General features: G+C 35.3%; 9 protein-coding genes and 1 tRNA gene. 7 read left to right on the top strand and 3 right to left on the bottom strand.

The features are described from left to right. Window positions 1-150: 150 nt before the first annotated feature. Together CWS31_RS17945 and CWS31_RS12460 are read left to right on the top strand one after the other, a co-directional pair. Entirely contained in the window at window positions 151-483 is a 333-nt protein-coding gene (locus tag CWS31_RS17945) for a DUF1289 domain-containing protein (protein WP_101343564.1), read from the top strand. A 214-nt stretch (window positions 484-697) separates the two neighbouring features. After that, a tRNA-Phe gene (locus tag CWS31_RS12460) sits at window positions 698-773 on the top strand. Between the two features lie 278 nt (window positions 774-1,051). Here CWS31_RS12460 and mutS read toward each other — a convergent pair. Continuing rightward, window positions 1,052-3,691 (bottom strand): DNA mismatch repair protein MutS, encoded by a 2,640-nt coding sequence (gene mutS, locus CWS31_RS12455; protein WP_211355832.1) that lies wholly within the window; start codon window positions 3,689-3,691, stop codon window positions 1,052-1,054. A 278-nt stretch (window positions 3,692-3,969) separates the two neighbouring features. On the opposite strand from mutS, the gene CWS31_RS12450 reads away from it, so the two are divergent. The 5 genes from CWS31_RS12450 to CWS31_RS12430 all read left to right on the top strand — a co-directional run bounded on the left by CWS31_RS12450 (window position 3,970) and on the right by CWS31_RS12430 (window position 9,872). Further along, a complete protein-coding gene (locus tag CWS31_RS12450) occupies window positions 3,970-4,977 on the top strand; it encodes a cytochrome-c peroxidase (RefSeq protein WP_101343566.1) in 1,008 nt (335 codons plus the stop codon). A gap of 1 nt (window position 4,978) precedes the next feature. Next, complete coding sequence (locus CWS31_RS12445; protein ID WP_101343567.1) at window positions 4,979-7,381, top strand: hybrid sensor histidine kinase/response regulator; 2,403 nt, start codon at window positions 4,979-4,981, stop codon at window positions 7,379-7,381. 419 nt (window positions 7,382-7,800) lie between these two features. Further along, window positions 7,801-7,977: a DUF1328 family protein gene (locus CWS31_RS12440; protein ID WP_101343568.1), complete on the top strand. Its 177-nt coding sequence runs from the start codon at window positions 7,801-7,803 to the stop codon at window positions 7,975-7,977. Window positions 7,978-7,986: 9 nt separating this feature from the next. Beyond that, window positions 7,987-8,301 carry a hypothetical protein gene (locus tag CWS31_RS12435; RefSeq protein ID WP_101343569.1) on the top strand — a complete coding sequence of 105 codons (315 nt, stop codon included), beginning with the start codon at window positions 7,987-7,989 and terminating at the stop codon, window positions 8,299-8,301. Window positions 8,302-8,528: 227 nt separating this feature from the next. Further along, window positions 8,529-9,872 (top strand): DUF2254 domain-containing protein, encoded by a 1,344-nt coding sequence (locus CWS31_RS12430; RefSeq protein ID WP_170252865.1) that lies wholly within the window; start codon window positions 8,529-8,531, stop codon window positions 9,870-9,872. A 454-nt stretch (window positions 9,873-10,326) separates the two neighbouring features. On the opposite strand, the gene CWS31_RS12425 is transcribed toward CWS31_RS12430, so the two are convergent. Continuing rightward, window positions 10,327-11,286: a mechanosensitive ion channel family protein gene (locus tag CWS31_RS12425; protein ID WP_101343571.1), complete on the bottom strand. Its 960-nt coding sequence runs from the start codon at window positions 11,284-11,286 to the stop codon at window positions 10,327-10,329. A gap of 110 nt (window positions 11,287-11,396) precedes the next feature. Further along, window positions 11,397-13,013, bottom strand: coding sequence for a diacylglycerol kinase family protein (locus CWS31_RS12420; protein ID WP_101343572.1), 1,617 nt, complete (start codon window positions 13,011-13,013; stop codon window positions 11,397-11,399). Between the last annotated feature and the right edge of the window lie 147 nt (window positions 13,014-13,160).

The following is a 13,160-nucleotide window of genomic DNA, read 5'->3' as shown; positions in this document are numbered from 1 at the left end:
TAAGTTATACTTAACTTACAGCACATTTTTTTTGCGTTTTTTTATTGTGACTAACGCAATTACTAACTTTACCACTAATTTTTATATTAACTTAGACCACTTGAAGATGACTGATTTATTATTTCAATTGATATTAGGGAGGGATGACAGATGCAATTAGACTTTTTTGATATTCCAAGTCCTTGTATTAGTATTTGTGAGTCTGATGAAAAAGGTAATTGTCGTGGATGCATGCGCTCTAGAGCTGAAAGACAAACGTGGAAAGATCTCAATAACGCAGAAAAACAAAAAGTAATAAAACGTTGTATCCAAAGGCAGAAACGCAAAGATAATCAACAAAACCCTAAGCAGGTCGATGTTATTACGCAGGCGGCACTTGATACACAAATACAGCCATCTTTACTCGACCCACCAAGTAAACCTAAGCCTTTAGCGAAAATTGACACGGATACGCCAATTGACTTTGGTGACTTTGAGCTTTAGAGTTATTCTCTTGATTGTATACCTACTTAATTTCAACTAGGGTTAACGGATTTATTATGGTATTGATTGTTAATTACTCTTTTTACTGTTAATTCACTTTTAACTCAGTATTTAGAGCTATAAATCCTATAAAGGGGTTGCCTCAATAATTGTTTAGCTATATTATACGCGCTCTTTAGGAAGTTGAGCTGTTAAGCTTACCCTTATAAAGTATGCCCCGATAGCTCAGTTGGTAGAGCAGAGGATTGAAAATCCTCGTGTCCCTGGTTCAAATCCGGGTCGGGGCACCATATAATCTCTTAGTAATTAGAGACAAAAAAGCCTCAACAATTAATTTTGTTGAGGCTTTTTTCGTTTTAGCCCTTTCAGTGTTAATGCTTTCAGTGCACTTGGTTGTATCTATTTTTTAATACGATTAGTTTTAATAACTTGAATAACTTGAATAACTTGAATAACTTAATTGAATTAATAGAGACTAGGTATTAAAGCTTAATACCTAGCTTATAGAGCCTAATACCTAATACCCAGATACCAACTCCTAACTCCTAGAGAATAGTGCCCATCCCACTTATAGCTGTTCCTTTAATTTAAACAATAACTCTAATGCTTGTCTCGGGCTTAAATCATTAACATCGGTATCAATCAGTGTTGTTAATGCCGGATGCTCTTGCGTTGCTAAATTTAATTGTTCAAAAGCGTCACTTTGTATGGGGGTCGCGGTAAGAATAGTTGGTGCTTGCTGTTGCTCTAGTTCACTTAAACGCTGTTTAGCACGCTTGATTACCATTTTGGGCACACCCGCTAATTGTGCGACTTGTAAACCAAAACTTTTACTTGCTGCACCTTCTTGTACTGCGTGCATAAATACTATGTTGTCGTCATGTTCAACTGCATCTAAATGCACGTTAGCTAAGTTTTCAATTTGATCAGCCAATAATGTCATTTCAAAATAATGGGTAGCGAATAAGGTAAAAGCTTTGGTTTTAAGAGCAAGCATTTCAGCACACGCCCAAGCCAGTGATAAACCATCATAAGTACTGGTGCCGCGGCCAATTTCATCAAGTAACACTAAACTTTTATCGGTCGCGTTATGTAAAATATTAGCCGTTTCAGTCATTTCAACCATAAAGGTTGAGCGCCCACTGGCTAAATCATCTGACGCGCCAATACGGGTGAATATTCTGTCAACTAGGCCTATTGTTGCGCTGCTTGCTGGTACGTAACAACCAATATGAGCAAGCAATACTATTAACGCGGTTTGACGCATGTAGGTAGATTTACCACCCATGTTTGGCCCCGTAATAATCAACATTTTACGCTGCTCTGTTAATAACACTGGATTGGCAATAAAGGCGTCAGTCGTCATTTGTTCAACCACAACATGGCGACCTGCATTAATGTTTATGCCAGGCTCTTTTACAAGCGTTGGTTTTACGTAATTTAAAGTAAGAGCACGCTCGGCAAAGGTGGTTAACACATCAAGCTCGGCAATGGCTTGGCTTAAGGTTTGTAATTGCTCTAAATCAGGTAAAACTTTATCGAATAATTCTTGGTAAAGAGTTTTCTCTAATGCTAAAAATTTACTTTGTGCACTAAGTACTTTCTCTTCGTGTTGTTTTAATTCTTCAGTAATAAAGCGTTCGTTATTTTTTAATGTTTGGCGACGAATATAATCATCAGGTACATCAACTGCGGCGGTACGGCTCATTTCAATAAAAAAGCCATGCACCTTGTTGTAACCGACTTTTAACGAGTGAATACCAGTACGCTCTTTTTCGCGTTGTTCAAGTTGTGCTAAAAACTCAGTTGCGCCGTCACTTAAATCACGCAGTACATCTAATTCTTGATGATAACCTGGGGCAATTACGCCACCGTCTCTAATTAATACCGGTGGATTTTCAACAATAGCTTGTTCAAGTAAGTGTTGTAACTCAGGCATTGGCAGGCTTTGCTGCGCAAGTGTTTTAAGATAACTGGTAGTAGATTCACTTTGCGGACTTTGTTGCTGCTCACCTTGCAGCTCATTTTGCAAAGAAGGCAATTGTTGCAGGGCAAAACGTAAACGGGCAAAGTCGCGCGGTCTGGCTGAGCCTAAGGCAATACGTGAAATAATACGTTCAATATCACCTAAGCCTTTTAATAACGGCTGAATAGACGAGATCAGATCAGCTTCAATAATATCGCTAATGGTGTTTTGTCTATTATGTAAAACCGTTAAATCACGTAGCGGAAAATGTAACCAACGTTTAAGCAGACGCGATCCCACTGGGGTTGACGATTTATCTAAAATAGCGGCAAGGGTGTTGTCAAAGCCGCCTTGTAAGTTTTGAGTTAACTCTAAATTACGACGTGTTGCAGCGTCTAATACTACACCTGTATTTGCTGACTCGCTAATAATGGCGCGAATATGTGGCAGGGCAGTGCGTTGGGTATCTTTAACATATTGAAATAAACAACCTGCTGCCGCTAAACCTAATGGTTTATCGTCAACGCCAAAACCTGTTAGCTCCTTAGTGCCAAACTGAGTATTTAATAATTTAACAGCGGTATCAAAATCAAATTCCCATTCTGGGCGACGGCGTAAACCTTTGCGTTGTTCTATTAAACTAAAGTTACGCATTGACTCACTGTAAAGTAATTCAGCAGGAGATAAGCGTTGTAACTCGGCTTGTAATTGCTCTTCAGTTTGTGGCTCGGTTAATACAAAACGGCCACTGGCCATGTCTAAATAAGCAAGCCCAAATGCGGGATCAGAGCTTTTCGCTTTAGTTGATTGGTTATCTATTATGGCCACAATCAAGTTGTCTTGTCGGTCGGTAAGTAATGCTTCATCACTTACGGTACCAGGGGTAATAACACGCACAACTTTGCGTTCAACAGGGCCTTTACTGGTTGCTGGATCGCCAATTTGCTCACAAATAGCAACAGACTCACCAAGGCTTACTAATTTTGCTAAGTAGTTTTCAACCGCATGATAAGGCACACCTGCCATTGGGATTGCATTACCACCAGTTTTGCCACGCGCGGTTAATGAAATATCGAGTAAGTCAGATGCTTTTTTAGCATCGTCAAAAAATAATTCGTAAAAATCACCCATGCGATAAAAGATTAAAATATTCGGAAATTCAGCCTTGATGGTTAAATATTGGCGCATCATAGGTGTGTGAGAGCATAAATCGGTCATGTTTTTATTTGTTTCTTTAGTCATTATTATTTGTTGATTTTATATCAGAGGATTACTGAATATGTGTTGTTATTGAGTTCATAAATAAAGTTACACGCTTTATGAGAAGCTGCACCTAAGCAATAACAACAGAATACCAAATCATGGTCTAAACCTCTATCTTCAAGGCTATGATTTTCCTTTTTAGTTATTATTAAAAAATGCTCCATATTTGTTAATACTTGTTAAGTTCTCGATTTGTATAAACGTTTAGATTACCTATACTTTAGCAAGGTTAGATAATAGGACGATAAACCATAAGCATGGATAAAAAATACTACATTGCATTAATGATAGCGCTATTACTTTCTAGCTTGTTTCCTATTTTGTTCTATATATATCTTGATGATAATAAAGTTGAGCATAATTATATCGAAACAGAATATTATTTTGAGCATGTCGAGGGGGCTATTCAACCTATACCTAGAAGTATGACCATAGATAAAGACTGGTTGATATTGGGTAAGGCGTTATTTCATAGTCCGTTACTCTCTAAAGATAATACTATTTCTTGCTCATCGTGCCACATGGTTGATTTTGGTGGCGATGATGGTTTCCCTCTTTCTCTCGGTGTTAATAATGCGCAAGGTGTTCGAAACTCACCTACTGTACTTAATGCGAGTCTTAATTTTAGACAATTTTGGGACGGGCGTGCTAGTTCATTAGCAGAGCAAGCTGCGAGGCCTATTCATAATCCTATTGAAATGGCTACATCATGGGAAGAAGTAATTCCTAAACTAAAAAACAATCCATATTTTAGTAAAACTTTTAATCAATTAAGTCCGTCAGGCATAACGGCTGATAATGTGATCAAAGCGATTACTATTTATGAAGAATCATTGATTACACCTAACTCACCAATAGATAATTATTTATTAGGGGATAAAAATGCACTTACTGAGCAACAAATTAGAGGCTTATCATTGTTTACTGATTATGGTTGTTCCACCTGCCATCAAGGCCGAAATATAGGGGGAAACATTTATCAAAAGCTCGGCAGAATAGATATTATCCCAGAAGTTCTCACCCATGATTTTGGGCGCTTTCAGTTAACCAATCAAAACAATGACAAGTATGTTTTTAAAGTACCTAGTTTACGAAATATTGCTGATACAGCACCTTATTTTCATAATGGAGCGATTTATAACTTATCTGATGCTGTTCGTATCATGGCAAGAACACAATTAGCCCGCGAATTAACAGACAACGAAGTTGAAGATATAGTAGCGTTACTTCAATCGTTTAGCGCTAAAACGATTAAGGTAGAATAATATGAGTAAGCTAAAATTCGCCCCTGAAACACTCTGTATATTGCTATTTATCTTATGCTCTATGATATGGAGTTACGCTACGCGCAAGTATGAAGAATTAAATGTTCAGCTTAACGACTTAACACAGTTACAAACCTTATTAACGGAACATAAAGTACAATTATTAAGTGCTAATTTTAGTGATCAACTACATTACGATAATTTTTCTCAGTTACAATCTCAAATTGAAACTATTAATCATAACGAATCGGTTTCTGAATATCTTCATCTGCTATTAAATGACTACACACAAATATCACTTAGTTATATTCAGCTAGTAACTATGATAAAAACCTCACAACGATTGCTGAGTAATGATCATAAGTTTCAAGAGAACCAAATAAACTTTTTAATAGATGATATGCGTGTACAACTGTTTAATTTCATTATCTCACCTACTTCTACTCATAAAAAATTGGCTTATGATCTTTTGGCTAAAATAGAAGAAAAAAATAAGAAAGAAGAACCCCCTCAATATTTAGAGTTGTTTAAACTTCATTATTTGTTTGTGCTAGATAACTATGAAAGTACTAGGGCTTTTCGTCAGCAATTAATGAATATGCCCGTGCTTGATCAAATCATTACGAGTATTTCTGAACAACACAACCGGATCATTAAGGTTCAAAATTACCGTTATATTGGTGGGTTTGGTAGTTTAATAGCTATATTTTTAATCTTTTTGATTATTTTAAAGCGTCAACAATACGTTTTAAAAGTAACATCAAAGGCTTATCAAAATGCTGCCGAAGTAAAAACTCAATTTTTAGCTAATATGTCTCATGAAATCAGAACTCCCATGACAGGAATTATTGGCTTACTTGATTTGTGCTTACAAACAAAGCTTGATGAAGAACAAGAAAGCTATTTGAAAAAAGTACAATTTTCAGCTCACTCTCTGCTTACCATTATTAATGACATTTTAGACTTTTCTAAAATCGAGTCAGGCCAACTCGCGATTGAGAGTATTCCCTTTGAACACAATAAAGTGATTGATAGCCTTAATGTTATGTTGGGTCATATTGCCGAAGAAAAACACATAGAGTTGATTTTTGATTTAGATCCTAAAATGCCTAAAATCGTTATTGGAGATCCCGTTAGATTAACGCAAATTTTACTTAATTTATTATCGAATGCGGTTAAATTTACAGAAGAAGGCCATGTTATTTTACGAAGTACATTACTTTTTGATAGCGAGGATGAAAATAATCATGATGTTAAAGATAATACAATTAAAAACCCAACCCGAATACTTTATCAAATAGAAGACACAGGCATAGGTTTATCTCAAGATAATCAAACTAAGCTATTTAAACGCTTTTCTCAAGCAGATGAATCTACAACAAGAAAGTACGGTGGTACTGGTTTAGGTTTGGCCATTTCTAAATTACTTATCGACAGTATGTCAGGAGATATCAAAGTTGAAAGTCAGTTAGGTAAGGGATCAACGTTTAGTATTTTTTTACCATTAATTATCGATAGCACTGCTAATATGAGTGATAAAACAATGCTTGTAGAGCCTAATAATATACATAAAGGCTTACGAATGATCTTGTTAGAAGATAATGAAATGACACAATGTGTGCTCTCTAAGATGGCGGATTATTGTGGTGTTGAGCTTGATATTTGCAATACGGTTAAAGAAGCTAGCCGTTTATGTCACAACCATCAATACGATATCGCTTTAATTGATTGGAGTTTACAAGGAGAAACAGGATTAGATTTTGTATTAAGCATTCGTCAAGAGAGTTACTGTCCTCGTTTTTTAGTTATTTGTAGTGCCTTTAGTAAAAGCTATATAGAACAGCATTCAAATTTTAGTTTTAATCTTCATTACCTTGCGAAACCCTTAACGCTAATAAGCTTTATTCAAGTGTTAGATCTTTATTTAATGCCTGAAGATAATACTATTGTTGAAAGTTCAAATAATGACAAAAATATAAATGTTTCAAAGCGCTTAGATAATGAAAATAAAATCCAATTAGGTGATGAAAATGAACAACAAAATATATTATTAGTCGAAGATAATCAGATTAATCAAATCATAGCGACAAAATTACTAGCAAGTTTAGGTTTTAATGTAGATGTTGCTAAAGATGGTCGTGAAGCGATAGATATGATTAGTACAAACACATATCCTGTGGTTTTGATGGATATACAGATGCCGATCATGGGCGGCGTTGAAGCGACCATAGAGCTTCGAAAAACATTTAGTGAAGAACACTTAAAAATTATAGCCTTAACCGCTAATGTTACCGCTGAAGAAGTTGACTATTACGCTAGCATAGGAATGAATGGTCATTTAGGAAAACCCTACGAAGTAGATAAAATTAAAGAAATTTTAATGAGATATTATAGGGTGTGTTGATCTTTAGCGATTATTTTTACAGCAAGATATTTGATATTTAGACAAGGCTGAGCATGAAAAGTGTACTGATACATGAACAGGCGATAACGCATCCCATATCGTAAAAAACATCGTAAAAAAGTATCGTAAAAAATATAGCAAAAAAATGCAGCCCTTGAATAACCCCCTCTGAAGGAGCGACAGTCCTTAACTTAATTAGTTGGATTGGTATTATTAATCAGTAGGTCATACGGAAAGTTATACACGTTCAGTATGTAAATATTTCATTATATTTTTATTTTTTTATACATTCGTATATTCACTGTGTTATTTATATTTAATTATCAATGGCTTAGTGGTTTGTTTTTATTTGGCACGAACACTGCTTTATTAAAGATATAATTAGTTGGATTAGTATAATAAAATAAATGGAGGAGTATATGTTAAGTTGGGCACTAACCTTTTTAGTTATTGCGATTATTGCAGCAATATTCGGTTTTGGCGGAATTGCTGGTGCAGCAGCAGGTATTGCTAAAATAATCTTTTTCATCTTCGTTGTATTGCTAGTTATTTCATTAATTGCCAATGCCGTTCGTGGTAAATCACCAAAAATTTAGGAGAAACATATGACTTTTACAAAAAACCTTTCAATTACTGCTATGGCACTTATCGCTATTTTAGGTGTAACTGCTTGTACCGATAGCGAGCAAGAAGAAGCTATTCAGAAAATGGATAAAGCAATTCAAGATACAGGTAATGCATTTGATTCTGCCGGTGATAAAATATCTGATACTATTGACGATGCTGGTGACTCTGTTAGCGATACAATGGATGATGCAGGCCATAAAATGAGTGATATGACCGATGATGCAGGTAATGCAATTGAAGATGCTTGCGAACACGTAAAAGAAGGCGTGAAAGCTGAAGATCAAGATTGTTAAATATAACTCGTATTAATAATCAACAGCACAAAAAAGGCCGAAAGGCCTTTTTTTGTGTCTGTTGTATTATTAATACCTTAACTTAATATTTTAACTGATTGTTATATTTTAATTAATTGATATGCTTTAACTCATTTAGTATTCGTGTATCTAATCGGTGCATACTTTAGTTAAAAGGTATGCGCATATAATATTAGCCCCAGCTCTAAAACCGCCATAGGATGTGTATGAATAATAAGTTAGCTCCGCTCATTGAAAAAACTCAATCTAGTTTTTGGTTCGTTCCCAGTATCATGATCGTGTTTTCATTTATCATTGCAGTGCTCACCATCTATATGGATGTGAATAGGGCGGATATAACGGGAAGCTCATTAGATTTTCTTTATACAATGAATATTGATGCGGTGCGCTCTTTGCTGGGGACTATTGCAGCGGCGATGATCACAGTAACTAGTATCGCCTTTTCAATTACTATTGTTATTTTAACCTTAGCGTCCTCACAATTTGGCCCAGGTTTAATGCGTAATTTTATGATGGATAAAGGCACTCAAACGGTATTAGGTACTTTTATTTCTACGTTTCTATTTTGTATTGTTATATTTTTTGCGATGAGCTTTAAAGGTGCTAATGCCTTTGAGCCAGGGATAACTGTAGCGGTTGCAATTACTATGACTTGCTGCAGTGTATTTATTTTAGTGTATTTTATTCATCATGTTGCAAAGTCTATTCAGGCTGAAGTTGTGATTGATGATGTTTTTTGTGAGCTACATAAGAATATAGAAAAAATATTTCCTACTGTGTTAAATGAAAAATCTACTAAGCCAGATCACCTGTTTGAAAACTTGGATTCAAATAAGAAAAATGAATCTAGCGATCTCTATGTTTATGCGCCTGTTAGTGGTTATTTGCAACTTGTTGATAAAGAAAGCTTACTTAAATTAGCGGTTAAGTTAGATTGTAAAATAGAACTAAATTTTACAGCGGGAAATTTTATTGTTGAAAAAACGATTATGGCGGCAGTGTATTGTGCCTCGGCATTAATGGAAAAAGAAATTAGCGATGAAGTTAATAACGAAATTATTAAAAATATGGTGATTGGCTCGTGCAGAACCCCAGTACAAGATCCTGAGTTTGCATTACGTCAGTTGGTAGAAATAGCGTTAAGAGCATTATCACCAGGAATTAATGATCCCTATACTGCTATCAATTGTATCGATAAATTGTGTGCGATGCTTTGTAACTTAACAGATAAAGTATTCCCGCAAACGAATATAGTTTCTGACGGTAAGGTTAGATTAGTTTGTAAAGAGTTAACATTTACCGATATTGGTACGGCGGCATTTGATCAAATTAGACAAGATGCAGAAACTAATTTAGCGGTTACCATAAGAATGCTTGATTCATTATATGTATTGGTTACGCAATGTTTATCTGATGAGCAACATAATTTTGTTTTAGCTCAAACAGAGATGATTAGTACTCAACAAGAAAAACAATCAATGGCTGCATATGATAGACGTAACTTATTAGAAAGAATAAAAAAAATAACTGATTATAAAAGAAAAGTGTAAATGATAAGTGCGATAAGTAGCATCACATAGCGCCATAATAAAAATGAGAGCGGATAATCACCTCGTAACCAATAATATACAGGGTCTATACCCTTTACCAATCAAAATGCGTATTTCAGAGCGCATGAGTAATATCAATTCAAAGCAATGCCTTTTGTAAGGGGTGTTCCCTTACAAAAGGCATTAACGACGAAGTGATTTTGCTCAAGCGCTTCTTCGATGGGTCTAAAAAGTTTTTATCCTGCGTTATTACATTTAATAATGGAACAACCATTAACTAAACGTAATGCCTTGCCTAAATACTTTTTAGTTCCCACTGAAAACTGCATTTTGAATGGTAACGGGTATAGTTACCCGCTCAGCTAGTTTATAGTCAACAGAAGCTCAATTGAAATGACTCAAGCTTTAGGCTAAATGTTTGGCTCGCTGTATGAGTTAAGTCAATTTTTGCTAATTATTCCTTAATCGTTTCATTAGCACTTTCTTTATGCTTTGCCGGCTTATCACTTTTGTCTACCTGCGATTTTTCAGCCCACATGCTATTAAGCTTTTCACCACCTTTAGCGCCAAAGTCTAATGTACGGATAGGGAAAGGGATCAGAATATTTTCTTTTTCTAATGTTGATTTTATTACTGTTAATGCTTTATGCCTAGCTTGCATAAAACCGGTTTCTCCTGGGTAGTCTATCCAAAACCAAACTAATAAATTGATACTGCTATCACCAAAGCTCTCAGCGAAAACTGCGGTTTCTGTTTGTTTAATAACAAAGTCACATTGATTTATTTGCTCTACAATTACTTTAGCGGCCTCTTCAGGATCATCAGCATAAGAAATACCTACTGGAATTTCTATGCGTCTAACTCCTTGGGTAGAGTAATTGGTTAAAATATTTCTAAACAATATTTTATTTGGAATAATCTCAATTTGTCCAAAAAAGGTCTCAACAAGGGTATTACGTAAGTTGATGGTTTTTACGGTACCAAAGACTTTATCTGCCTCGATAATATCGCCAATTTGAAACGGTTTTCTTACTCCCATAGCAATACCAGCGATCAGGTTTTCGGTCATGTCTTGAAAAGCAAAGCCTATTGCTAGGCCGATAATACCAGCACCTGCTAAGAGAGAGGTTACCGTACCTTTTAAGCCAACAAAATCTAAGGCCACAAAAATACCAGCAAGTAGTACACATACCTTAATTATTGAGGACAGAATGTCAGCTATTTGTTTCGAGTCTAAAGCTCTGCGTAAGACGTTTTGCATTATATTACCGACAATTTTCGCTATGATGGAAAATATAATTGCGATCAATATTGCCACTACAATATTGGGAACATGTTTAATGCCGGCTTCTAACCAAACTTGAAGTTTCTCATCAATTAAGTTCCAAAATTTTTCTATTGCTATTAACTCCATTTTATCCTCGATTCTAGGTAGTTTACTTTAGGTAGTTTACTGTTTAGGTGCTTTACTTTAGCTAGTTTATTTTTTAGATGATTTAGTTATTAACGCTTACTCATTAACACTTATTCATTAATTAAAACATTTAGTGATTTGGGGAGCATTTCAATGTGTATACTGCTGGCAGAAAAAACTTCACCATCAATTGCATATTCAAGTTCATTATCTGCATCAATAACGATTTTTTTAGCTTTACTGTGTTTACTTTGCAGTGGCGTTACTTGCTCTGATAAACCACATAATGCTAATTCTGCTATGCCAATGATATTGTGCGTCATGTTTTCTTGCGGTGGTATCCAGGTAATATTAAGTAATCCATCTTTAATATCAGGCGCACCACCGCCTTGTGCTAATACTGTTGTAAAGGGAGCGGCGTTAGCAATAACTAAACTTGTAGTTTCAATTTCTTGTACGGCTTCATCATCAATTTGTAGTTGGAGAGTTAACGTTTCATTTAAATTAATGGCTTGCCATAACGCTTGTACGTAAGCGAGTTGACCACCAATATTTTTCTCTTCTCTATTCGCGCTCGTGATCATCTTATTTTCAAAGCCCAAGCCAACTAATAAAAGCATTAGGTTATCATTACAAGTTGCAGTGTCTATTTTTGTGGTTTTCTCGCCGATAATAATATCGCAGGCTGTACTTACTGGGATTAACTTTGAACTAAAACCAAATAACACATGAGCTAAAGCATTAGCAGTACCCATAGGTAAAATTCCCATAACGATATCTGTTTTTACTAATTCACTGGCAACTTCAGTTAAAGTACCATCACCGCCACAGGCAATAATGGTTTTAGCGCCTTGTTTAATGGCTTGTTGTGTTAATTGCACAGCGCTAATATCTTCTGTTGTTTCTAACACATTAATCACAAAATAGGGTGATAAACGCTCAAGTACTTCTGCTTTATTCTCTGGCCATTTACCGCCACCAGATACCGGATTAGCAATAATCCATAAAGGAGCTTTTAACTTAAATAAACCTTCTTTGTGATATTTATTAAGTGCTTTTAGTTGTACTTTATTTAAGCCTGCGGTTGTGCGTACTCCCTGAATTTTTTCTAATACCTGTGATACTGAAAGTGTATTATTTTGACTTAACAAGTAAGCCGCCATTACTAACACTGAACGGCCACGGCCTAATGCACAGTGAATAACCACGGAGTTTTGATTAGATAAATGATTTTTAATCCAATGAATTGCTTTTACAAGTTTTTCAGGATTTGGACTTTTATGATCGAGTACGGGTAAGTTTAAATAATCTAAATTCTCATTCTCAGCGGTCCAATCTAAACCGTCAAATTCAGCTGTTACATCTAATATTGCGGTAATATTTTGTTTTGTTAAAAACGGAATGTCTGAGGGGAATAAGCGACAGGCTAAAAATAAATTGTCATCAATTTTTTGAATTGCGGGAACCTTATCGTTCTTTCTTGCCCAAGCATTATATAGTTGTGCGCTTAATAAAAAGGGAATAAACAACCAGCGGATATAGAATGGAATAGCGCCATTACTATTTTTTCTAAAAACTCCGGGTAAGTCAAAAATATACGCAAAGCTTACGGCAGAAAATGATAAACCTAGCCACGCCCAAATCACTTTGAAATATAATTCGTTACTAAAAAATAGTGCTAAAAATGCTAATGCCGCACCAAGAATATAATATTTCACTATGAACATGAAAAGTCTCCAATTTATAAACAGTTGAGCAGTGCAGGCGTTTAAAAATATACAAGGTAATATCTAAGATTATTTATATTTTTATGTATGAAAAAGTAGGAAAAGAGGAACGTTGTAAATTACTTATACGGTAAAACGCACCTCTTA

The sequence above is a fragment of the Colwellia echini genome (assembly GCF_002843355.2).
Classification (GTDB): Bacteria; Pseudomonadota; Gammaproteobacteria; order Enterobacterales; family Alteromonadaceae; genus Colwellia; species Colwellia echini.
The sequence above is the reverse complement of the archived record's forward strand: the minus strand, read 5'-3'. Positions and strand labels throughout refer to the sequence as shown.